This is a genomic window from Sporofaciens sp. SGI.106, assembly GCF_050314255.1.
Taxonomy (GTDB): Bacteria; Bacillota; Clostridia; order Lachnospirales; family Lachnospiraceae; genus Claveliimonas.
This window is the reverse complement of the sequence record NZ_JBNPMZ010000001.1, coordinates 15602-40032: the sequence shown is the minus strand read 5'-3', so window position 1 is coordinate 40032 and position 24431 is coordinate 15602. Positions and strand designations below refer to the sequence as shown.

The 24431-nt window shown below is 39.2% G+C and carries 15 protein-coding genes and 1 tRNA gene; 1 reads left to right on the top strand and 15 read right to left on the bottom strand.

Annotation, left to right across the window (positions count from 1 at the left end; genetic code table 11):
• Positions 1 to 40: 40 nt before the first annotated feature.
• The 6 genes from ACQRCC_RS00175 to ACQRCC_RS00150 all read right to left on the bottom strand — a co-directional run bounded on the left by ACQRCC_RS00175 (position 41) and on the right by ACQRCC_RS00150 (position 7105).
• The gene (locus ACQRCC_RS00175) at positions 41 to 1279 is read right to left on the bottom strand and encodes a M20 family metallo-hydrolase (RefSeq protein ID WP_427848791.1); all 1239 of its coding nucleotides are present in this window, start codon (positions 1277 to 1279) and stop codon (positions 41 to 43) included.
• Between the two features lie 253 nt (positions 1280 to 1532).
• Complete coding sequence (locus ACQRCC_RS00170) at positions 1533 to 3224, bottom strand: PucR family transcriptional regulator (RefSeq protein WP_427848790.1); 1692 nt, start codon at positions 3222 to 3224, stop codon at positions 1533 to 1535.
• Between the two features lie 86 nt (positions 3225 to 3310).
• Positions 3311 to 3393, bottom strand: a tRNA-Leu gene (locus ACQRCC_RS00165).
• A gap of 79 nt (positions 3394 to 3472) precedes the next feature.
• On the bottom strand, positions 3473 to 4747 hold the full coding sequence (locus tag ACQRCC_RS00160; protein ID WP_427848789.1) for a diaminopimelate decarboxylase: 1275 nt from the start codon (positions 4745 to 4747) through the stop codon (positions 3473 to 3475).
• A 28-nt stretch (positions 4748 to 4775) separates the two neighbouring features.
• Positions 4776 to 6230 (bottom strand): pyruvate kinase, encoded by a 1455-nt coding sequence (gene pyk, locus ACQRCC_RS00155; RefSeq protein ID WP_427848788.1) that lies wholly within the window; start codon positions 6228 to 6230, stop codon positions 4776 to 4778.
• Positions 6231 to 6247: 17 nt separating this feature from the next.
• Complete coding sequence (locus ACQRCC_RS00150) at positions 6248 to 7105, bottom strand: rhomboid family intramembrane serine protease (protein WP_427848787.1); 858 nt, start codon at positions 7103 to 7105, stop codon at positions 6248 to 6250.
• Between the two features lie 236 nt (positions 7106 to 7341).
• Between ACQRCC_RS00150 and ACQRCC_RS00145 the strand changes: the two genes are divergently transcribed.
• Entirely contained in the window at positions 7342 to 11586 is a 4245-nt protein-coding gene (locus tag ACQRCC_RS00145) for an acyl-CoA dehydratase activase-related protein (protein WP_427848786.1), read from the top strand.
• Positions 11587 to 11631: 45 nt separating this feature from the next.
• Here ACQRCC_RS00145 and ACQRCC_RS00140 read toward each other — a convergent pair whose 3' ends face one another.
• From ACQRCC_RS00140 to ACQRCC_RS00100, 9 genes are all read right to left on the bottom strand, one after another.
• Positions 11632 to 13488 carry a WG repeat-containing protein gene (locus tag ACQRCC_RS00140; RefSeq protein ID WP_427848785.1) on the bottom strand — a complete coding sequence of 619 codons (1857 nt, stop codon included), beginning with the start codon at positions 13486 to 13488 and terminating at the stop codon, positions 11632 to 11634.
• A gap of 4 nt (positions 13489 to 13492) precedes the next feature.
• Positions 13493 to 15718: a WG repeat-containing protein gene (locus tag ACQRCC_RS00135; protein WP_427848784.1), complete on the bottom strand. Its 2226-nt coding sequence runs from the start codon at positions 15716 to 15718 to the stop codon at positions 13493 to 13495.
• A 57-nt stretch (positions 15719 to 15775) separates the two neighbouring features.
• Positions 15776 to 16063 carry a zinc-ribbon domain-containing protein gene (locus ACQRCC_RS00130; protein WP_427848783.1) on the bottom strand — a complete coding sequence of 96 codons (288 nt, stop codon included), beginning with the start codon at positions 16061 to 16063 and terminating at the stop codon, positions 15776 to 15778.
• Positions 16064 to 16078: 15 nt separating this feature from the next.
• Positions 16079 to 17008, bottom strand: coding sequence for a hypothetical protein (locus tag ACQRCC_RS00125; RefSeq protein WP_427848782.1), 930 nt, complete (start codon positions 17006 to 17008; stop codon positions 16079 to 16081).
• 184 nt (positions 17009 to 17192) lie between these two features.
• Positions 17193 to 17591: a zinc ribbon domain-containing protein gene (locus ACQRCC_RS00120; RefSeq protein WP_427848781.1), complete on the bottom strand. Its 399-nt coding sequence runs from the start codon at positions 17589 to 17591 to the stop codon at positions 17193 to 17195.
• 28 nt (positions 17592 to 17619) lie between these two features.
• Positions 17620 to 19632 (bottom strand): protein kinase domain-containing protein, encoded by a 2013-nt coding sequence (locus tag ACQRCC_RS00115; protein ID WP_427848780.1) that lies wholly within the window; start codon positions 19630 to 19632, stop codon positions 17620 to 17622.
• Positions 19633 to 19636: 4 nt separating this feature from the next.
• Positions 19637 to 20149, bottom strand: coding sequence for an FHA domain-containing protein (locus tag ACQRCC_RS00110; RefSeq protein ID WP_427848779.1), 513 nt, complete (start codon positions 20147 to 20149; stop codon positions 19637 to 19639).
• Positions 20150 to 20178: 29 nt separating this feature from the next.
• Positions 20179 to 22494: an ATP-binding cassette domain-containing protein gene (locus tag ACQRCC_RS00105; RefSeq protein WP_427848778.1), complete on the bottom strand. Its 2316-nt coding sequence runs from the start codon at positions 22492 to 22494 to the stop codon at positions 20179 to 20181.
• 13 nt (positions 22495 to 22507) lie between these two features.
• Entirely contained in the window at positions 22508 to 24409 is a 1902-nt protein-coding gene (locus ACQRCC_RS00100) for a WG repeat-containing protein (RefSeq protein ID WP_427848777.1), read from the bottom strand.
• Positions 24410 to 24431: the final 22 nt, after the last annotated feature.

The following is a 24431-nucleotide window of genomic DNA, read 5'->3' as shown; positions in this document are numbered from 1 at the left end:
GTTACCCTGCCTTTCTTTTTTCTTTTTATTTTTAGATGACTTATATCATCTCATCTACTTTTAATACGGTTTCAAGTAATACATTGCATCCCTTCTCAATGTCTTCTTCCCGTGTAAATTCATTTCTGTTATGACTGATTCCGTTCACACTCGGCACAAATATCATTGCCGTTGGAAATACGCCGGTCATAATCAGAGAATCATGGAAGGCTCCGCTTGGAATCACTTTATAATCATAACCAAGCTCCTTTACCGCTTCCTCAATCTTAGCCTTCACCCAGTCACACATCGGTGCCGGCTCATGGAAGGATGTGGGGACAAATGTATAAGACACATCGTATTTTTTACAGATGTCCCCAAGGGATTCCTGCAGTTTTTGTTCAATCAGCTTCATCACTTCATTGCTCTGATCCCTGATTTCCAGGCTGAATGTGCAGGTGCCTGGAATTACATTAACAGAATGCGGGGTGACTTTTATGGTACCTACCGTCGCCACGGTAAAATGATTCCCGTATTCTGTTGTAACCTCCGGTACTTTATTAATAAATCCTGCCGCAGCTACAAGTGCATCTCTGCGGTCTTCCATTGTGGTACTTCCGGCATGATTTGCTTCTCCGGTAACTGTCACCTCATAACGGTTCACACCCGCAATGGATGATACAATTCCTATTGAAGTGCCGGACTTATCGAGGGTAGCTCCCTGTTCCACATGAAGTTCAATGAAACAGTGTACAGAATCTTTATCGCGCTTTGCCTCCAGGACATTCTCACTTCTGATTCCATAGGTTTCCATGACTCTGCCTCTCGCTTCACCGTAAATATCCGGCTCGTCATCACTGATATCCGGATCCTGTCCGCAGATTGCCGAACTTCCAAGCAGCCCCTTTCCGAATCGAAAACCTTCTTCATCCGTAAATACAATCACTTCTATGGGATGATTCGGTACATATCCTTCTTCAGCCATCGCCTCACAGACGCTTAATGCCCCGACACAGCCTACTACTCCATCATACCGTCCTCCATCCGGGACAGTATCCATATGAGAACCCATCAGAATGGCCGGTAGTCCGGGGTTCTTTCCTTCCATCCGGACAATCAGATTACCCGCCGCATCCATCCGGTGAGACATTCCCAATTGTTCTGCCCAGCCTGTAAAAAGTTCTCTTGCTTTCACATCCTCTTTGGAAAATGCCATTCTGGTATGTGTACCATCTTCTTTTGCACCACATTGATAGATCTCTTCCAATCGGGAAACTATCTTACTGATATCTGCCTTCATTTTCTCTCTACATCCTCCCTTCCGTCGACACTGTCAACTTTCTGAATTTACTTATTGGATTCTTCTATGCATGGATTCGTCAAAAAATAGTCAATAATATTGTACATCATGCACAATTAGAACCATTAAGTTTTGTGTGTTTTGTTTATGTTTCACATTATAGATATTTTTTTAACAATATGCATCGGCATAAAAGGATAAAAAAAGAGAATGCAAATTATCCTTTTCAGACAATTTGCATCCTTCAAGTTTTTTACTTATCGATATTTTCTATCATTTTGTAGACAACCAGTCCAATCCGAATTGCAAGCATCTCATTGGAATTGTCAAAGTCAATTCCGGTAATATCCGAGATTCTCTCAATACGATATGCCGCCGTTTTATAATGGATAAACAGATCCTGAGCAGTCTTGGCCAGATTCTGATTCCTGTCCAGATAAGTCTTCAGTGTGGTGAGAAGATCTTCCCGCTGCGGCTTTTTATAATTATAAAGCTTCTGCAGGGATTCCGGCACATACTCAAGAAGCTGTTCCTTTGTTTTCAGATGGCAGAGAAGCTTAAAAATCCCCATATCCGAAAAGATCATAAGTCTTGCATTATCTTCCCCCACATTCTCTCCCAGAATGTCAATAAAGAGCAGAGAATCATTCGCCTCCTTAAAGCTCTCCTGCACATGCAGCAGTCCATGCACCACCTTGCCGACTCCCGTCCATACTTTCAAATGCTTATATTTAGAAGATACCTTCTTCTGAATCGAAGCAATCGTTTCTTTAAGTTCCCGCCTGTAAGCCTCCTGCTTCTGATTACTGTTTGCTTCCTGAATTACAATCACCTTATCCAGATCATTCTGTATCTTTACATTTGGGACATTCGCCATAATGGCATCATTCAGTACTTTAAAATACTTCATGCGCTCATTCATGTCTTCGGCTTTCCTGTCATCATTCCCATTTAGACAGAACACCAGAACCCGGTAATCGGCCTCGATATTAATTCCCAGTATCTTGGTACTTCTTCTCAATTCCTGAAGAGTATTCACTTTACCATTCAGAATATTGTTCCAGATATCACTCTGGAATTTTTTCTCAAGCTCCGCAATAGAATACTGTCTGAACAGCTCATGCTTTAAAGCTGTGACACCATTTTCAATAGCAATATGGGCCATACTGTCAATCGGACTGTTGCACTCTGTAACAACCAGGTATAATTTCACATTATACATCAGATTCAGACGGACAATATACTGATTACACGGTTTCTCATTCTCTTCACTTAAAAGAACGTTTTGCTTTAAATACGTGTAATTCGAGTAAAAATCCGGTTCATACTTTTTTGCCCGTTCCGAAATTGACAGCTCATGGATCTCCGGACTGGTAGATGCCAGACATTCCATATTCTGCCCGAATAATGATACAGGATTATCGATCAGCTTACTGAGTACATCCAGAATCCTCTCCACGCCATCTTCGTTCGAGTTCATCGAAAGAGAAAGTGCCGCAAAGTTCTCATGTGTTGTCTTAAAATACTTCAGACGGATGACCTCCTGATTAAAGATATGCTCCATAATCTCCGTCATAATTTCCCGAAATGACGTTTCAAACGGAATCTCCAGAAGCGGAATCCGATTCTCATCCGCAAAATTCACAAGAATTCCGATTTTCTCATCCAGGTTTTCCATCTCACGCCCACGCTTAATGATTAACGCGCTGATCTCTTTTTTAGACAGAACTCTTACATACTGTCTGAATTCCTCCAGCGAATAAGTATGGAATGCATAAAGTCCGCTTAACAGCACTTCCCCACCACTGATAAACTTCACAATATCCGGTGATTCGATAATCGTCACTCCGCTGACCGTCCGTTCCAGTCCATTTTCTCCCCCCAACAGATCAGCATCTTTTAAAATATCCAGTTTCATCATATCACGAACACAAAATTCCATCATTTCACCTCCCTCGTATTGTCAAAAATGCAGATTTACAAAAAAAGTCTTCCAAACAATGGAAGACTATCTCTTTGAATCTGTTTAAATGCGGATGGTGGGACTTGAACCCACACGAAGTCACCCTCGCAAGATTTTGAGTCTTGTGCGTCTGCCATTCCGCCACATCCGCTTATCTCGACTTTTCTTAAAGCCGAGATTAAGTTTAACATATTATATCTGAAAATACAATACTTTTTTTATTTTTTCTACTACTTTTGACAAAGTTTCTTTCCAATTTCGAAACAGTCAAATGTCGCGAAATAATCTGCCGGTGTCTCTGCACGGCGGATCAGTTTGGCACTTCCGTCTGACTGAAGCAGAACTTCTGCCGAGCGAAGACGTCCGTTATAATTATATCCCATGGAAAATCCGTGGGCACCGGTATCATGAATGACCAGAATATCTCCCATATCTACCTTCGGCAGCATTCTGTCGATTGCAAATTTATCATTATTCTCACAAAGGGAACCAGTCACATCGTACATATGGTCACACACTTCATTTTCCTTACCCATAACTGTAATATGGTGATATGCTCCATACATTGCCGGACGCATCAGGTTTGCTGCACACGCATCTACACCGATATATTCCTTGTGAGTATGTTTCTCATGAATAGCGGTAGTCACCAGGCACCCGTATGGTCCCAGCATAAAACGACCAAGCTCCGTATAAATTGCCACATCGCCCATTCCGGCCGGCACAAGAACTTCTTCATATACTTTTCTAACGCCCTCACCGATTACTTTGATGTCATTTGGCTCCTGATCCGGCTTATACGGAATACCGATTCCTCCGGACAGGTTAATAAATTTAATATGTGCCCCAGTCTCCTTCTGAAGCTTTACAGCCACCTCAAAAAGAACCTTTGCAAGCATCGGATAATACTCATTCGTCACTGTATTGCTGGCAAGGAAGGCATGAATACCGAATTCTTTTGCTCCCTTTGATTTCAGGATCTTAAATGCCTCGAAAATCTGCTCCGTTGTCATTCCGTATTTGGCATCTCCCGGATTATCCATAATATCATTGCTGATTTTAAAAAGTCCGCCAGGGTTATAACGACAGCTGATAGTCTCAGGAATATGTCCGATCGTCTCCTCAAGGAAATCAATATGTGTGATATCGTCCAGGTTGATAATGGCACCAAGCTTATCAGCAAGAGCAAATTCCTCCGCCGGAGTATCATTGGATGAGAACATAATATCACCAGGCTCTGCTCCGATTGCGTCAGAGAGCATGAGCTCTGTCAATGATGAACAGTCATAACCGCATCCGTATTCACGGAGAATATCAATCAGGAACGGATTCGGTGTTGCTTTTACAGCAAAATATTCTTTATATCCTTTATTCCATGAAAATGCTTCCTTCAGCGCTTCTACATTTTTCCGGATTCCCTTCTCATCATAGAGATGAAAAGGTGTAGGATAGGTTTTAATGATTTCTTCCAGCTGTTCTTTTGTTACAAATGGTTCTTTTTTCATAAGTACTTTCGCCCTCCAGTCTTAATAATTAGTCAATCACGGCAATCCGCATCATATTGCTGACTCCTGCTTTTGTCTTCGATGCATTCGGAGATGGAATTCCTGCTGTCAGCACAATAATATCTCCTGTTTCTACTACCTGCTTCGCAGAGATCAGATCAATCGCACCACTTAAAATATCCTCTGTATTACTGAACTCAATAGATTTATACGGACGTACACCCCAGTAAATCTGCATACGTCTTAAGGTTGCTTCGTTTGGCGTCACACCAATAATATCAGCCTTGGGCTTGAACTTGGATACCACCCTTGCTGTTGCACCGGACATAGACGGTGTCACAATACATTTTGCATTTAAGTTCACTGCAGCAGATACGGACGCATAGCCAATCGCACTGGAAATACCTTTCCGTCTGTTCTCTCCTGCCTTTTCCAGAATCACTTCATAATCCAGATGTTCTTCCGTACTCTCCACAATATGAACCATCATCTGCAGAGCCTCCAGCGGATATTTTCCCTGTGCAGTTTCTCCGGAAAGCATGACAGCATCGGTTCCGTCATATACCGCATTTGCAACGTCTGTAACCTCCGCACGGGTAGGACGTGGATTACGGATCATAGAATCCAGCATCTGTGTTGCAGTAATAACCGGTTTATAATACTCATTACATTTCTGAATCATCATTTTCTGCAGATACGGAACCTCCTCTGCCGGAATTTCTACACCAAGGTCACCACGTGCAACCATGATTCCATCCGCACAGCGAATAATCTCTTCAATATTGCGGATTCCCTCCGCATTCTCAATTTTGGCAATAATCGGAATATAGCCTGCCCCGCACTCCTTAAGCCATGCGCGAATTTCCAGAATACATTCAGCATTGCGGACGAAGGAAGCAGCAATAAAATCTACCCCCTGCTCCACTCCGAATTTAAGATCCTCTTTATCTTTCTCGGTAATTGCCGGAAGACGAACAGGTACATTCGGAACGTTTACACCTTTCCTCTCTCCCAGTTCTCCGCCATTTAATACTTTACAGACAATCTCCTTATCCGTCTTATCTTTTACAGTCAATTCAATCAGACCGTCATCAATCAGAATTGTCTTACCGATCTGAACATCCTCGATCAGTCCCGCATAAGTAATCGATACTCCATGCTCATCACCTTTCTTTTCCTCAATACTGAGGACAAAGGTGTCTCCGGCATTCAGCTTAATCTTCTTGCCATCTTTTAAAACCCCGGTACGGATCTCCGGTCCCTTTGTGTCCAGAAGGATTGCAATCGGTTTATTCTCCTCTTCGCGAATCTTCTTCAGCATGTCCATTCTGCTTTTCTGTTCTTCGTGATCACCGTGCGAAAAATTAAATCTGGCAATATCCATGCCATTTTGTACCAGCTTTCTCATCAGGTTCTCATCATTGGTGTTAGGTCCCATGGTACAGATAATCTTTGTTTTTTTCATACTTTTCTCCCTTTTCATCCTTCTTTTATCACAAGTTACTGCACATGCGTGTGCGTAAACAAATGATCCTGACAATATTCATAATTCCCATTACATTTTGAACAATATCGGAACTCAAGCTCCGGATGGTCAATATCCGTTCTTCCGCAGACCGCACATCTGTGTTTTGCACCATTGGCATAATGATTCACCGGGCGCATCTTCTGTTTGAATTCCTTTTTTCTCTTCACCTGTTTCGGAGAATAAGGTTTCATATTTCTTGAACCCAGGAAAAAGATCACAAAATTCAAAATCGATACTGCCGCTCCCAGAGCATTGGCTCTGTAGATGATTCCGTAAGGTCCCCCACCGTATGCCGGTAAAAATGCCTGAATAAATGCATACAGGAAATATACTCCATCCAGAAGTGCCAGCCATTTAACTTTAACCGGAATGAAAAAGAACAGTAAAAACTGCATATCCGGGTAAAGTGCAGCAAACGCAAAGAACAGTGACATATTCAGATACCATGTATCAAGAGGCAGTGATACCCCTGTCAACAGATAAGCTGCAAGGGCAGCAATCACATGAAACAGTACTCCGGAAAAGAAATACAGATTAAACCGAAAGGCTCCCCATGCACGCTCAAGCTGCATTCCTATCATATAATAAAGATATAATGCAAAAATCACAAATATCACACTGGTTGATGGTGGCTGGATAATAAAGGTCACGATCCTCCACACCTGTCCATGAAGGATCGCCGCCGCATTCAGACTCAGATACTGGTAATAAAATGAAGGATTCACCAACTGAAGAATAAATCCTCCTCCATACAAAAGAATAATATAGTTCATCAGGTTCGGAATCGCATATCTTCCGAATTTCCGTTCCAGCTTTGATAACCAGTTCATAAAATGTCTCCTTACTAAAAATTCCTTACTAAAAAATGAATGAATACAGTAGTCATTCTACCTTTTTGGAATATATTTGTCAATTATACCCTTAAACTTTAACTGTATTTTAACATTTATATGATATTTATTAATTGTCATTTCAATTTTTTTGTCGTATAATGTTACGGGTTGTAAAAGAAAAAATACATTTAATAAGAAGTAACTCATAGATTTAGTAAAAAGGAGTACATAGTATGAATCACAAAGAATTGTATACTCTTGGAATTGACATCGGTTCAACGACTGTAAAAATCGCTGTTCTTGATGATGAGAATGACGTAATCTTTTCTGACTATGAACGTCATTTTGCCAATATTCAGGAGACTCTGTCAGATCTTCTGGGCAGAGCAATTTACAAACTTGGCTCTATTTACGTGTCACCGGTAATTACCGGCTCCGGCGGACTCTCACTTGCGAAACACCTTGGGGTTCCTTTTGTCCAGGAGGTCGTTGCTGTATCTACCGCACTTCAGGACTATGCCCCTCAGACCGATGTCGCAATCGAGCTTGGCGGCGAGGACGCCAAGATCATTTATTTTGAGGGCGGAAATATTGAACAGCGAATGAACGGCGTCTGTGCAGGCGGAACAGGTTCTTTCATCGATCAGATGGCATCTCTTCTTCAGACAGATGCCTCCGGTCTGAATGAATATGCAAAAAATTACAAAGCACTCTATTCTATTGCTGCACGGTGCGGTGTTTTTGCCAAGACGGATATTCAGCCATTGATTAATGACGGTGCTTCCAGGGAAGATCTGGCCGCATCCATTTTCCAGGCTGTAGTAAATCAGACCATCAGCGGTCTGGCATGCGGCAAACCGATTCGCGGACATGTAGCATTTCTCGGAGGCCCTCTGCACTTTTTATCTGAACTGAAAGAGGCATTTGTGCGCACACTGAAGCTGGACGAAGAACATACCATCGCTCCCAAGCACTCCCATCTTTTTGCAGCTATTGGCTCTGCATTGAATTCCAAAAAGGATCTGGAAATCTCTATCCGTGAGATGCAGAACCGACTTGCAGGCAAGATTCAGCTGGAATTTGAAGTAGACCGTATGCAGCCTCTTTTTGCTACAGAGGCAGATTATAAAACATTTATTGACCGACATGCAAAACACCAGGTCCCGATCAAAGACCTTGCTTCTTATCACGGTAAGGCATTTCTCGGTATTGATGCCGGCTCTACCACTACCAAAGCGGCACTGGTAGGCGAGGATGGTACTTTGTTGTACTCCTTCTACCATAACAATGACGGTGATCCTCTCGGAACTACGATTACGGCGATTAAAGATATCTACAGTCAGCTTCCGGAGGATGTGGAGATCGTACATTCCTGTTCCACCGGATATGGTGAGGCACTAATCAAAGCAGCCCTGATGCTGGATGAGGGAGAAGTTGAGACTGTTTCCCATTACTATGCTGCATCCTTCTTTGAACAGGATGTAGACTGTATCCTGGACATTGGCGGACAGGATATGAAATGCATTAAAATCAAGAATCAGACCGTAGACAGCGTCCAATTAAATGAGGCCTGTTCTTCCGGATGTGGTTCCTTTATCGAAACCTTTGCAAAATCACTGAATTATACCGTAGAAGATTTTGCGCATGAGGCGTTATTTGCCAAGAATCCTATTGATCTGGGAACACGCTGTACCGTATTTATGAATTCCAAAGTTAAGCAGGCACAGAAGGAAGGAGCATCCGTTGCCGATATCTCGGCAGGTCTTGCCTACTCTGTTATCAAAAACGCTTTATTTAAGGTAATCAAAGTATCTGATGCTTCTGAATTGGGCAAACATATCGTCGTACAGGGCGGAACGTTTTATAACAACGCAGTCCTTCGAAGTTTTGAGAAAATTGCAAATTGCGAGGCAATCCGTCCGGACATTGCCGGAATTATGGGTGCCTTCGGTGCCGCTCTCATCGCCAGAGAGCGTTACAGCGACTGCCAGGGCACTACCATGCTCTCCATTGATGAGATTAATGCTCTGGAATATAAGACTACCATGGCAAAATGTAAAGGGTGTACCAACAACTGCCGTCTGACCATCAATCATTTCAGCGGCGGACGTAAATACATTACCGGAAACCGCTGCGAGCGTGGCCTTGGAAAAGAAAAGAGCGAAAACAAGCTTCCGAATTTATTTGCATATAAAATGGAACGCTACTTTGGCTACGAATCTCTGAAAGAAGAAGACGCCCGCCGCGGAATCATGGGAATTCCACGCGTCCTGAATATGTATGAGAATTATCCATTCTGGCACACCTTCTTCACGAAGCTTGGATTCCGCGTGGTTCTCTCACCGGCGTCCACCAGAAAAATATATGAGCTTGGAATCGAATCCATACCAAGTGAATCCGAATGTTATCCGGCAAAGCTGGCCCACGGACATGTACAGTGGCTGATCAATGAAAAGGTACCACATATCTTCTATCCTTCCGTTCCTTATGAACGAAATGAATTTGAAGATGCCAACAACCATTATAACTGTCCGATCGTAACCTCTTACCCGGAGAATATAAAAAATAACATTGATGCAATCGTAAATGGAGAGGTGGATTTCATTCATCCATTTATCTCCTTCAGCAATGAAGAAGTTCTGACCGCAAGACTAAGTGAAGAACTCTGTGATTCTTTCACCATTCCTGCTGAAGAAATAAAAGCTGCCGTTCACACAGCCTGGACAGAACTTACTGCCTGCCGTGAAGACATGAAGAAAAAGGGCGAAGAAACCATTGCCTATCTGGACAAAACCGGCAATCGCGGAATCGTTCTGGCAGGCCGCCCATATCACATTGACCCGGAGGTAAACCATGGCCTTCCGGAGCTGATTAATTCCTATAACATCGCCGTCCTGACCGAAGACAGCGTCTCACACCTTCACCCGGTAGAGCGCCCTTTGAATGTTATGGACCAGTGGATGTACCACTCCCGCCTGTACGCGGCGGCGAACTACGTGAAAACAAAAGAAAATCTGGATCTGATCCAGCTGAATTCCTTCGGATGCGGTCTGGATGCGGTCACCACCGACCAGGTGGCAGAGATCCTGACCAATTCCGGCAAAATATATACATCACTGAAAATTGACGAAGTCAACAATCTGGGAGCCGCAAGAATCCGTGTCCGTTCCCTGCTGGCCGCAATCCGTGTCAGAGAGAAACGACATGAAAAACGGGATATTCAGTCTTCCGCCATTAAAAAAGTTTCATTTACAAAGGAAATGCGAAAAGACTACACCATCCTGTGTCCGCAGATGTCTCCGATCCACTTCGACCTGCTGGAGCCGGCATTCCGCGCTTGTGGATATCATATAGATGTTCTTCCAAACGACAATAAACAGGCTGTGGATGTAGGACTTAAGTACGTAAATAATGACGCCTGCTATCCGTCTCTGATCGTTGTGGGACAGATTATGGATGCCATTCTTTCCGGCAAATATGACACAGATAGAATCGCTGTAATCATCAGTCAGACCGGAGGCGGATGCCGCGCATCCAACTATATTGGCTTCATCCGCCGGGCATTGAAAAAAGCCGGATATGAGCATATTCCGGTAATTTCCATTAACTTGAGTGGTCTGGAGGGAAATCCTGGTTTCAAGATTACTCTCCCACTTGCAATGCGGGGAATGTATGCAGTTGTATTTGGGGACATTTTCATGAAATGCGTCTACAGATTGCGCCCTTATGAGGCAGTTCCGGGATCTGTAAATGCGATGCACGAAAAATGGAAGAAAGTCTGCACAGACTTCCTTTCACACGGATTCCCATCTCGCAGACGCTTTAAAGAAATCTGCAGAAATATTATTGAAGACTTTGATAACAACATTGAGCTTGTGGATGTGAAAAAGCCCCGTGTAGGTGTGGTTGGAGAAATTCTGGTCAAATTCCTGCCGGCAGCCAACAATCATCTGGTAGAACTTCTGGAAAGTGAAGGAGCCGAGGCTGTCGTACCGGACCTTCTGGACTTCCTGCTCTACTGCTTCTATAACCAGAACTTCAAGGTGCAGAAACTTGGATTTGAAAAGAAAAAAGCAACCATCGGAAACCTGGGAATCAAAGCACTGGAATGGCTTCGTGCCCCGGCTACAGAAAGCTTCGCAAAGAGTAAGCACTTTACTCCTCCGGCAAAGATCGAAGAACTGGGTAAAATGGCATCAGAGATCGTCTCACTGGGAAATCAGACCGGCGAAGGCTGGTTCCTCACAGGAGAAATGCTTGAACTGATACATAATGGTGCACCAAACATCGTGTGCACACAGCCTTTCGCCTGCCTGCCGAACCATGTTGTAGGCAAGGGCGTAATCAAAGAATTAAGACGGCGTCATCCGGAATCCAACATCGTTGCAATTGATTTTGACCCGGGCGCAAGTGAAGTAAATCAGTTGAATCGAATCAAGTTGATGTTATCAACAGCCAACAAAAATTTGGGGACGTAGGAAAATGCATTTTCCTACGTCCCCAGTTAATTTTTTAACATTTTATTAATTGGATGCCCCGCTATTACAATAATACTCACCATTCAAAACTCCATATATTCCATTCGATAGGAATTCAATCTTATTTTCTTCCGGGTAATAAGTTAGAAAAACATTTGATGATCCTTTTGCCGAATCATACATTCCATTTGTCTCAAAATTAGCAGCTGTTTGTAACATGCCATTCTCAATAAGCACATCATAGAGGCTCTGTCCATTCGGATATCCCTGATAACTTTTTTGAATACTATCTGAATATTGTTCTCCGTAATTCAGTTCAAATTCATTTCCAAAAGGATCTACTTTAACCGAAATCATTCCATTCCCATCTAACCCGTTTACTGTTAACGTAAGATCAACATTTTTCCCTTCCAAAGATATCTGTGCCTTAAATGCATTTTTTTCATCTGGTGTACTCTCTGTTATTTCCTCTTCTGTTTCTTCAGTATCCGGATTTTCAAAAGAGAAGCTAATAACACCCCATTTTCCATTTTTCTTTACCCAACATCTTCCTTCATATACAGGTCTAATTTCCTCAAATACGCCAGGAAGAATCACAAGATTTCCTTCGATGTCGCGTAATTCCCACTTTCCATCTTTAACAAGAGGTACATAACCATCACTTGCAGAATAGCAGAATCCCTCTGTCGGTAAAACCTCATCCACTATATATATATCCTTCAAAATATCTTTATTCCAAGAAGCATCATATTCTAATGGAATTACAGTTTCTCCATTTTCATTAATATATCCCCATTTTCCATTCTGACAAACAGCAAAAAGTCCCTCCGATAAAGAACCGCATTTATCATATATAAAATCTGTCACTAATTGATCTCCATTACATATTGCATACTTCTCTTCCAATTCATTCCACCATTGCAGAATATAATCCTCACGATCACAGAGCTTTTCAGATTTTTTTACGGGAACAAGCTCAACAGGCTTATTGTAATTCACTTCAGGTGACGCTTTAACATATTTATAACCATCACACCAGTAAATTAGATAAGCAACTCCATTAACCCCTCCCCTTCCATTAACAGGGATAATAATATCATTACTTAATTCATAGATACCTTCTGAATAATCATTCATTTCACTTTTTCCCAGTAAATAAGTCTCACCTTCCCAGCAATTAACCCATTCATATTCTACATTTCCAAGCACATTACCATCCAAATCAATCAATCCTTTTTTATCTCCTATCTGGATTACGGCATATGGTGATTTATATTGAAGAAATGTTCCATTCCATGTTCTAAAATATGCACCGGTCTCCGTAATATAATTAATATCATCCGCCTCAATCGTTGGCTCGACAACCCATGTATATTCTCCCCGGTTCTCCAGTTCCTCCTTTTTATCACTGATTGAAGTATCTTTATCATCAACTTCATCCTGTTCTTCCACTACATTCTTCTCTGCCTTTTCAAGAATTTCTATGGCTTTCTCGTACTTTTCCTGCACAATATAAATATCTGCAAGATTTAAATATGCATCCTTCTTTTTCGGCTCAATCTCAATTGCCGTTAAGAACATTGCTTCTGCATTTTCATAATCCAGTTTTTCCAGATAATTTTCTGCCTGAGCCATGCAGTTTTGATACTCCTGAATTCTTTTTTCCTCATTTTTCTTTGATATAGTTGTAAGACAAAGGAAAATAGCAACTAAAATCAACGCTATCGAAACAACTGCAGCTACAATTACTGTTGTATTTCTGCGTTTTGGCCTTGGATATACTGGTTCAGATATAAACGTATCCCCCGTCACTTTCTGAGCATTATAATCCAGTGCATTTCCACATTTTTTGCAAAACTTTGCATGATCTTCATTTTCTGTTCCACATTTCCCACAAAACATTTTTTCACCTTTGTTTTTCCCAATATATTTTATTACCATTGTGTTCTAAAATGATATAACAAGAATCTGACGAATTCTTCATAATATCCATATATCCCGATTCCTGAATATCATCATATCTTTGGATTTTATATGCTAATTGTTTCTGATTCATCCAACAGATTCCGGTTCCACCGATTCCCGCACCAATATAATATGAAAAACTTCCGTCATTTTCTATTTTCATTTCAGAACCATAGTCAGAATAAGCGGAACCAAAAAGATCAAACATACTCATACCATTCTCATCCATTGTTTTCTCATCATTTATTTTCCACACTCCGGATAATGTCATAAGACTATCACTTGATTGTGATGAATCCAACTCAGCATCACTCGCTTTTTCTATGTCTCCCCATTCGCATATAAAAGCTTTTCCGCCATTTAGTGTATACCCACCAAAATCGCCATCATTCCAGGAACCATCTGTATACTTCATATAATACATACCGTAGTCTTCATTTTGATTTTCACCATTGGGTTCTCCGTCATGCCAATTTGTGTAATACACACTTTCACCATTGTCCCATACCCAGGTTCCTTCCTGATCCTTATCTGTCAGGCCAAAATAGGCGCTTTCATAGAAAAATGTATCCCTTAATCTGGAATAAAGGAATTTGTCTTCTCCTTCGCTTGTTATTGTCGCCAGATACCCTCCTATATTATGACAATACTGTCTGGCTTCATCCCAGGTATTTACAGAATCCAAATCATATACATAATAATAATGTCCATTATACTCAACAGCGTTTTCGGGAATCTTAGTATTTACATTCTCAACTTTTTCACTAGTAAGTTCAATCACACCCCATTTGCCGTTTTTCTTTACCCAGCATCTTCCTTCATATACAGGTCGGATTGCTTCAAATACTCCCGGAAGAATCACAAGTTTCCCGTTTGTATCACGAAGTTCCCACTTTCCATTCTTGACAAGAGGCACATAACCATCACTTGCTGCATAACAATAATCTTTTACGTTACTGGTAGAACGACTGGAACCCATGTCAAACACGGGATATTGTTTCCAGGAAGCATCGTATTCGATGGGAAGAACAATCTGTCCCTTTTCATCTACATATCCCCATTTTCCATTTTGACACACAGCACATAAACCGTCCGATAGAGAACCACATTCGTCATAAATAAAATCAGTTATTAAATTACCATCACACTCAAGCGCATATTTACTATTCAAATTATTCCAAAAAGCTCTAGTCACATAAAGACCTGCGTACTCCGAGGCCTCTTGAACAGGAATAACTTGTTGTACAGGTTCTCCACTTATACCACCGGCCTGTTGTCGGTTTCCTTCATAGTAATAATATAGCGTTAGATCTAAAGCTCCATTACCAACTGATGCCTCTATTTCACCATCCTCGTCTAGCCAAAAAATATCCCATTCCATATCATATTCTTTTGAATATTCAGGAATTGTCCTAATCATCATAAAAGAATTACCAAAATTTGCTATTTCTTTATACGCTATATCGGTCAATAATTTACCCGTTAAATCTATAATTCCAAACTGGTTATCTATCTGTATGACTGCTCTGGAATTATTTGCTTGTTTAGAAAGTTCATTTATGGAGTACTTTCCCTCCGGGTAGCTCGCAAGATAAAATATATCATCGGCTTCTATGGTTGGCTCGACAACCCAAGTATACTCTCCCCGGTTCTCCAGTTCCTCTTTTTTATCACTGATGGAAGTATCTTTATCATCAGCTTCATCCTGTTCTTCCACTACATTCTTCTCTGCTTTTTCCAGAATTTCTATAGCTTTCTCATACTTTTCCTGTACAATATAAATATCCGCAAGATTTAAATATGCATCCTTCTTTTTCGGCTCAATATCTATTGCCGCTAAGTACATTGCTTCTGCATTCTCATAATCCAATTCTTCCAGATACTTTTCTGCCCGTGCCACGCACTTTTCATATTCCTGAATTTTTTTCTCTTCTTTTTTTCTTCCTGCAATGGAGAAACAAAGAAAAACTGCTATCAAAACCAGCAAGATCATGATAATCACGGAAACAATGACTATTGTATTTTTACGTTCTGGTCCCTTTACAGGCGGTTTCTCTTTCGGAGCTTTTCCAGATGGTTTCTGCCAGCTTTTATCAAGTTTACTACCGCACCTTTTACAATAGCTGGCATGATCGTCATTTTCTGTTCCACATTTTACACAATACATTTTTTCTCCCGATACTTCTCTTTTTATTGTCTATTTTAAATCGTTGCATACTAATATCTACTTTTGGATTTTGTGACCACATTTAGGGCAAAAGAAAACATCTGCTTCCAATTTCGTTCCACACTTTGGGCAAAACATAACTTTGTGTAATTGCTTCTCTCTATTTTTCAACTGTGTTATTCTATCAAACAATGGCAGAAGCTGCGGCAGTGGATCTTCAAATGCGCCTTCATAATACTCCTTTCCCAGCTCTAAGTACAACGAATTTAAATCGTCATCCATTATTCCTCCATTATTTACACAAACTGTATCATCTACTTCTTTATCTGTACGTCTTACCTGCATAACTGCTTCTCCTCTCTAAGCCAAAGTAAATAGATTTTGCTTATCCAGAATATATATTTGGGTTCCTCTGGGCAAATAATACTCTCTTCCATTTCCCAATGGCTGTCCACTCATCAAAAACACATTCAATTTTTTTAAAGGTTTGATACAATATTCCTGATACTCCGGAATATAAAACAGCTGTGCAACCATATTGGAAGACATTTTTTCTCTTTGAATCAGAATTTGTTTTCCATCTTCTACAACAAAGACAAGTTCCTTTTTTCGAAGCTCAAAAGCCATTTCTTTATACATTCCTGTTTTTCCAACAATTGCACCATAATAGGAACTATCCTGCGGAAAATTTGGTTTCGAACTCACAGGCTCTTCAGGAATAACAACTTCAGGAATAACGTTTCTGCCTCCGGGAGTAATTATATCATGTATATACTCCTCTCTATCGAAATTCGTGTCCCTAAACAGATACAACCCACACACATTTATCATAAATGCTAAAATTTCCAAAAGTATCCAGATGATCAACGGAAAAATCTGAAAAGATACAACTCCTTCCAAATCAAAAAAAGATACCATCTCTCTAATCGCATAAATATTGTGACGCAACTTAAAGAATAAATATATAACAGTTCCATTCATTACAAACTGTCCTATTATTCCCGCAATATACGCATTTTTTCCATTTATAACAATTGATAATACCACCATTACAATCAATAAAACGATCATAATTAATATCAGGTACACAAATGGCTGTGTATACGATTTTATAATAGATAATACTCCTTTTTCAAGGATTGACCCTTCACTTTTCCCAAATCCTATTTTTAAAATACTCCATATTGTTAAGCGAATTTTTCCTATCTTAACGAACGGTAAAAGAATCATTCCAAACACAACTGCAAAAATATGCAATATTGGCGGAATAAATTTTACTTTTTCTCTCATTTTTTCTCTCCATTTCAATAAAGCTTTTATTCCATTTCAATAGTTTTTAATAGATCTTTGCGCTGCTTCGCAAATATCTTACCACTTACTAAAAGCAATATTGTACACAGAACTATTCCCAGAACACTAATTCCTGTTATCAATATTCCCATCTATTATCACCTGCCTGTTACTTTTGAAAAAATTATGTAAGGCTATAAAGAATGCCTGCCAAAGATGATCCAAAAATCAATAATAACACAAAGCTGATTACCCACATCAAAATAATTGCCCTGCAATAGTTACTTTTATTTTTGTTTGAACTGTTAATTGCAAACACTATAATAATAATTACACCAACAATCGGAATTGCACTAAGCAAAAATAACCCCAGATAACTCCAAACACTCATAACAGGTGCATATTCTACATTCGCATTATTTACAGCCTGTCCATTTGAAACAGGTGCTTTGTCTGTAAACTGATTTGTCGAATTATTCACAGAGTATATTTGTTGATTACTTTCCTGATTTACTTTTGTCCCACACACCGGGCAAAACTTTACTCCATCTTTTATTTCTGTTCCACACTTTCTACAAAACATTTCTCTTCCTCCTCATATTTCATTCATCTTACAGCCATCCACCGGATTTTACCTGCTGATATATATTTTCCAAAAGCCCCATCTCAACATCAGTATTATTGTCTTTAAGCTGTTCATAATAGAGCTTTTCGGCCATTTTGTAATACCTGGCAAATTCAGAGTAATCTCTACTCATATTGTCTAGCACTTCCTGCTCTTCTATTTCCAGAAATGCAAATCTCTTATCAATATTGTAATCTTCACCAAACATTTGTATCATCTTATTTAATACATTTCTAGCTTCTGTCTGATTTTTCTGTTTTTGAAATAGAATAGCAAGATTATCATATGTATCATATGTATCCCAACCCCGGTCAATCACTTCATACAAGAGCTGAATAGCCTCATCACGAAGTCCCGTCTGTCCGGCATTCTCTGCCAAATTGATATCTGCTTGTATTAACCGTTCCAGTATAAGCATCTGATTTTCAGCGGAAAGATTGCTTTTCGCTTCTAAAAGTACAGTTCTTTCCTGTAAAATGTCTCCCTGCTCTTCATAAATCTTACTTAAAAGAACATATGCCCTGGTCTTCAATTCTTCATTTTCAGTTATTTCGATACACTGCCTAAATTCTGTCAAAGCTTCGTTCATTTTTGCTTCCGAATGTTCAATCTCACCTTTTGCAAAATAAACAGAATCATTTTCAAGGCCATACTCAATCGCATCATTCAGTACTTCTTCTGCTCTTTTAATCTGACCGTTATATGCAAGTGCAATTGCATAATCTCGATAATACTCGCTTACAAAACCTCCATATTCAAAAACATGCTCAAATGAATCTATTGCATTCTGATATTCCTCCAATTCAAAATAACTTTCAGCTTTCAGATAATAAATATCTGCCATTCTGGTATTCAGTAAATCAAGCTTTTCATTTTTCAAAATATCATAGTCAATAAAGCTAATACAATCTCTGTATCTCTGCTGTTGATAAAGGGCGCAGGCATTCTGATAATAGGTTTCTAATCCTGACGGATATACCTCAATTGCACTTTTATGCAAATTTTCTTCCTCTTCATAATCACCTTCTATACGACTGTCTGTCTGTTTTTCGACTATTGAATTATACTTTTCAAGTTTTTCCAACTTTATCAAATGAACTCCGTAACCACAGCCAATAATAGATAATGAAAGTATACAAACAAGCGCTCCTCGAATAATCCATTGTCGGTGAATTAATCTACGATATCTTTTATCTTTTTTACTGATTCCCTGAAACGCCTGAAACATTTCCAGAGCATTTCGATACCGTTTTTGAGAATCGTTTTGCAATGCTTTCATTATTACAGCAGCAAACGCTTCACTTGTATTTTCTACAAGGAGCATTTCATCATCTTTACTTATTCTTTTTCCCAGTTTTCTTCCTGTAGCCAAATGAAAAAATGTTGCACCAACACTGTAAATATCACTTTTTTCATCAATACTTTTATGGTTTGGAATGGAATGAAGTGATTTCTTATCTAAAGCAATAATGTATTGTTCCGGAGATGTATAACCATCTGAATATCCCAAAACAGTACTGTCATCCATAAAGAATGAAATATTAAAATCAATCAGACAAATATTGCCCTGTGGAGTCAGCATAATATTTGCCGGTTTAATATCACTATGAATTATTGGTGGATTTTGTGTGTGAAGATAATATAGTGCACTGCAAAGCTGCATCCCCCATCGAATCAGATCCCTCTGCGAAAATTTGACACCTCGTTTCAGCAGATCCTTAAATGACTCACCGGGAATAAAACTCATAACTGTATAAATATCATCATCAACCTCTAAAAAATCCAAAACCTGCGGCAAATACATATGATTCAAATGTTTCAGAATATCTGCTTCCTGACGGTTTGTGTTGACATTGATATTTTTGCTGATCATTTTTTTTAAAACAACTTCTTTTTGCAGTCGTTTATGATATGCCTTATATACAATTCCTCCGCTGCCCGACCCCAATACTCCCAGAATCTCATATGTATCTGAAAGTATTTTCTTTTCATTCTCCATAGTCTTATTCCAGCTCCATTTCAAATACAAATTCTTCATTGGACAAACAAAAAGTTGTACCGTTCTTCAATAACACTTCATCTTCAATCTGTTTATTATCAACAAATGTATGATTCAATGAACCAAGATCTTTCAAATAATATCCATCCATTTTCTTCTGAATCTGAACATGGTGTCTGCTTATGGTCATATTATTATCAATCGTATAATCACAATCTTTAGCTTTTCCAATTACAAATATATCCCTGTTTATTTTAATCTTTTCTTCCGTACCTTTTCGATATATAAATCCCTGCATAGCTCTGGGTTGCAGAAGAACCGTTAAGTCTTCATTCTCTAAATTTTGCCGAATTAAAACAGTAGCCTCTTCGTCCTGTTCAAATTGTAAATCAGATTCATAAGGAATTGGATCTACTTTATTTCTCACAACAACTTTCTCTCGAAATCCCTGTGTTTCAATCGGTGGAATTGTTACTTCCCGCACCGACTTCCATCCTTTCAAACACTTTTCCATCATTTTTTCCTTCCTGTTTAATTTCTACTTTATTATCTGTGGTCTTTTGCCACCCGCCGTAATAGAATTGTTCCAACTGCCATTACCAGAACAGTCATTCCAAAAAGAATAAACCATGTTTTTGCAACATGTCCGGCACTTGCTTTAAAAAAGCTTTCTGCTTTGTGCTCTAACATAGGAAATTCTTCCTGCATTTTTAAATCCAGGCGATTAAGCCTTGCGATACTTCCCAGGGCTTCCACTGACCATCTGCTCACAGTGCAATAAGATATTTTCTTACCAATTCCTTTTAAAGAAAACAGTATTCCACTGAAAAGAAGTTGTACGATCAAAACAAACGGTGCAGCAGCCATAGCCTTATCACCACTTTTTACCATTGCCGATATAACGAATCCCATTGCAACAGATGCCATAATTGTAAGCCAGATTGTAAATAAGATTTCCAATTCAAATTGAGAGACAAAAATGCCTTCTCTATGCTTTCCGGTCAATTTTAAGAATACCAATGTCAAAATAACTGCCTGTAATAAACCAAGGAGCGCCTGCAAAACAAATTTTGATAACATATAGCAGGATAACCTGAGGTTTGCCATGTATTCTCTCTTCAAAATAACCCGTTCCTTACAGATTTCCTGAATGGAATTAAACATTCCTATCCAGATTCCGGAACAACTTAAAGCAAAGAGCATGGATTTTGTACTTTCGTATATCTTAAATATATTTTTATCAGCAACAATATTAAGAAGGATTGCAATAAGAAACGGCTGAACTAACAGAAGAATAAGCCTGGGCCTGTCATTAAATAAAAGTTCCGCATATCGTTCTGTTAAGATACCAAATTGTCTCAAAGCCGAAGTTTTCTTATTCTTTTCTAATTTATCATTTTCCTTCTTCTCGCTATGATTCTGATATACATTATCTCTCTCATTATTTCTGCTATATTTCTTCTGCCAGTACTCTGGATTATCTGAAATAATATTATAAATATTAACCAAATCCTCTGTTTCAAAAAATTCTTTGGCTGCCTGTACATTACCACAAAAACAGAGCCGTCCTCCCGGACCCATGAAAATCACCTTATCACACAAATGAAGATTTTGTGTCGTATGCGTTACCATAATAATTGTTTTATTTTTCGTTTTAGACAGTTTGTTCAATGTAATCATTAGGTTTTTTTCGGTTCCAGGATCCAATCCGGATGTAGGTTCATCTAAGAAAAAGAGTTTTGGATCAGCTAATAATTCAACCGCTATACTGGCTCTTTTTTTCTGTCCTCCAGATAGTTTTCTAATAAAAGTATTCTGGTGCTCTACTAAATCTACCATCTCCAGGACTTCCTGAATCCTCTGATCTCGCTCAAATTTTTGCGTATCGCTTGGCATTTTTAATTTTGCCGTATAAATCAGCATTCTTTTTAACGTAAGATTTTCATAGATAATGTCCTGCTGGGGAACAAAACCTATAATACTCTTTAAACTTTGGAACTGTTCAATTAAATCCACGCCATTACAATATACATTGCCTGAAAACTCTTTTTCAAAACCGCTTATAGCATTCATTAATGTTGTTTTACCTGCCCCGGATCCGCCAATAATTGCCACAAATTCATTGGCGTTTATTTCACAACTTACATCTCTTAGTATTTTTTTCTTTTTTGTTCCCCGACCTACTATCTTATTAATATTACACACTCGTAAAGAAACGCCTGATGTTGCCGTCCGATAATAAATACAATTATTAGAAAACAACAATTGAAAATCTAATATCTGAATCAAGTCCTTATCATGCAAAATCTGCTGTCCCCGAACAATACGCCCATTCACCAGAACTCCATTCATACTTTCAAGATCTTTCAGTATCATTTTCCCATTTTGACAATATATCAAACAATGCTCTTTGGAAACGCCGGGATTATTCAGGGCAATATCATTTTCTCTGCTCCTGCCGATTCGAACAATCGAACCCTTTAGCTCTTGTTTTCTCCATCCTTCTTCTTCCTTTGAATTACGATATAAGAGCAACACCATCTCATCCGGATTATTCATATTTCCAATCCGCAATACCGACTTGTCATATAATTCTACATACCCGTCATTTTTATTCAAAAGTCTGCTGTTGTGAGCATTTCCAAAGTAGGTTCCGTTTCGACTATTCTGATCCCGATAAAAGGTTTTTGTTCCCTCCAGCCATATCGTTCCCTGTATTTTAGAGACAATATTATCCGATATCACAACATCGCATTGTTCCCTGCTTCTTCCCAACTGTACCAATGGTTTCCCATAAGTTTCCAGATCAATTTCCCGCAGTTCACTATGTGTATCAATAATTGTAAGCGTTCTTCTCTGCATATATAAACTCCATTTAATTTAACAAAGAATAGTTTGACACCTCTAAAGATGGTAAAAGGTACTCGTTTGCGTAATATTCAGCATTGTCATTTGATGAAATTTCCTGTTCAACGACCTTTCCATCCTGAATGAAAACATGATAAACATACCCATATCCCATATGCCCGGAAGATCGAATTATATAATTCTCCGTCCCCCCATTTTCATCGGCATAAAAACTACTGTGAAATCCTGAAACCTCACCCAGATAAACCGCCTCAAAAGTTTTTCCATCTGACGCATCTATCTCTCTAATCGTATAGATTTGATACATATAATCTGCTTCACATGTTCCTGTCTGCACCATCAGTTCTTTGACGCCATCCTTATCAATATCAAAACAATAATAATAATTGGACCCATAACTCTCCTGATATTGATTTTGTGTTTCCAGAAGAATTGGCTCATATTGAGCATGGTATATAGCGGAATCCAGCTCTGTTTTTTCTTTCGTATCTCCTTCTTTTGACTGAGATTCACTTTCTAATTCAACTACACCCCACAATCCATTCTTTTTTACCCAGCATTTTCCATCGTATACCGGACGAATCTCCTCGAACACTCCCGGAAGAATAATCAGTTTACCACTTATATCCCTGAGTTCCCATTTACCATCTTTCACAAGCGGAATATACCCGCCACTTGCTGCATAACAAAAATCTTCTTTTTCTGCTTCTTCTCCAAATACAATATAATACTGCTCAATATTTTTCTTCCAAGAAGAATCATATTCTATCGGAATAACAATTTCTCCTTCTTCATTGATATAACCCCACTTATTATCTTTACATACTGCAAATAAACCTTCCGAATAAGAACCACATTTATCATAAATAAAATCAGTAATCAACTGACCATCTTTGCAAACAGCATATCCTCCCTGTAAATTACGCCACCACAAATAATTACTTTCTGTCTGACCCTGATACAGTTCTTCAGACATACGAACAGGAATAGCTTCAGAAGGCGCTTTCACATCTCCTCCCCACGAATAATATTCATCAACATGATGCAAACCATTACACCAATAGAAAGAATAACAACAAGGATCACCGCCGCCTAAACCCAGGGCTGGTTCAACGGTATCACCTTCAAGATAATATGTAGTAAATCCCTCTATACCACGAGTAGTTCTTTCTAAAATATATGTTTCACTCCATCCCAAATGGAAAGCACCGATCCATTTATAGTCTAAATTTCCAATCATCTCTCCATCCAAATTAATCAGTCCCAGACTCTCTCCCTGTCGAATAACTGCATACGGAGATATAAATTGCAGATTTATTCCATTCATTGTTTTTTGTGAATAATCTTCATCTGTCACATAATTAATATCGTCGGCTTCGATAGTCGGCTCTACTACCCAGGTATATTCTCCCCTGTTTTTTATTTCTTCTTTCTTATCACTAACTGAAATACCTGTCTCCTGAGATTTATTCTCACTATCTTCAGCATTTTTTTCAGCTTTTTCCAAAATTTCAACAGCCTCAGCATATTTTTCCTGCAGCAAATATATATCTGCCAGTTTTATATACGGATCCGAGTATTTTGGTTCAATATCTATTGCCATTAAATACATAGCCTCAGCATTTTCATAATCCAGTTCTGTCAAGTATTTTTCAGCCTCAGTAATACAATTTACATATTCCTGCCTGCTTTTTTCTTCTTTATTCTTCACCGCAAGAGAAACTCCAATTATAAGTGCTGCCAGTATAATAAATATCAAAACTATGATCCAGATTAAAGATTTTTTCTTTTTCGCTTCAGTATTATGTTTCTCCGATCCAGCATTCGTCATCTCATTTAGCGCGCTGCCGCATTTTTTACAGAATTTTGCTTCATCCCGATTTTCTGTTCCACATTTTCTACAGTACATTATAACTTTTCTCCTATTCGCC

What these genes read in the sequence shown, in the direction of transcription:
- ACQRCC_RS00175 (WP_427848791.1), bottom strand. Translation starts at nt 1,279, where the DNA reads ATGAAGGCAGATATCAGTAAGATAGTTTCCCGATTGGAAGAGATCTAT.
- ACQRCC_RS00170 (WP_427848790.1), bottom strand. Translation starts at nt 3,224, where the DNA reads ATGATGGAATTTTGTGTTCGTGATATGATGAAACTGGATATTTTAAAA.
- ACQRCC_RS00160 (WP_427848789.1), bottom strand. Translation starts at nt 4,747, where the DNA reads ATGAAAAAAGAACCATTTGTAACAAAAGAACAGCTGGAAGAAATCATT.
- pyk (WP_427848788.1), bottom strand. Translation starts at nt 6,230, where the DNA reads ATGAAAAGGGAGAAAAGTATGAAAAAAACAAAGATTATCTGTACCATG.
- ACQRCC_RS00150 (WP_427848787.1), bottom strand. Translation starts at nt 7,105, where the DNA reads ATGAACTGGTTATCAAAGCTGGAACGGAAATTCGGAAGATATGCGATT.
- ACQRCC_RS00145 (WP_427848786.1), top strand. Translation starts at nt 7,342, where the DNA reads ATGAATCACAAAGAATTGTATACTCTTGGAATTGACATCGGTTCAACG.
- ACQRCC_RS00140 (WP_427848785.1), bottom strand. Translation starts at nt 13,488, where the DNA reads ATGTTTTGTGGGAAATGTGGAACAGAAAATGAAGATCATGCAAAGTTT.
- ACQRCC_RS00135 (WP_427848784.1), bottom strand. Translation starts at nt 15,718, where the DNA reads ATGTATTGTGTAAAATGTGGAACAGAAAATGACGATCATGCCAGCTAT.
- ACQRCC_RS00130 (WP_427848783.1), bottom strand. Translation starts at nt 16,063, where the DNA reads ATGCAGGTAAGACGTACAGATAAAGAAGTAGATGATACAGTTTGTGTA.
- ACQRCC_RS00125 (WP_427848782.1), bottom strand. Translation starts at nt 17,008, where the DNA reads ATGAGAGAAAAAGTAAAATTTATTCCGCCAATATTGCATATTTTTGCA.
- ACQRCC_RS00120 (WP_427848781.1), bottom strand. Translation starts at nt 17,591, where the DNA reads ATGTTTTGTAGAAAGTGTGGAACAGAAATAAAAGATGGAGTAAAGTTT.
- ACQRCC_RS00115 (WP_427848780.1), bottom strand. Translation starts at nt 19,632, where the DNA reads ATGGAGAATGAAAAGAAAATACTTTCAGATACATATGAGATTCTGGGA.
- ACQRCC_RS00110 (WP_427848779.1), bottom strand. Translation starts at nt 20,149, where the DNA reads ATGATGGAAAAGTGTTTGAAAGGATGGAAGTCGGTGCGGGAAGTAACA.
- ACQRCC_RS00105 (WP_427848778.1), bottom strand. Translation starts at nt 22,494, where the DNA reads ATGCAGAGAAGAACGCTTACAATTATTGATACACATAGTGAACTGCGG.
- ACQRCC_RS00100 (WP_427848777.1), bottom strand. Translation starts at nt 24,409, where the DNA reads ATGTACTGTAGAAAATGTGGAACAGAAAATCGGGATGAAGCAAAATTC.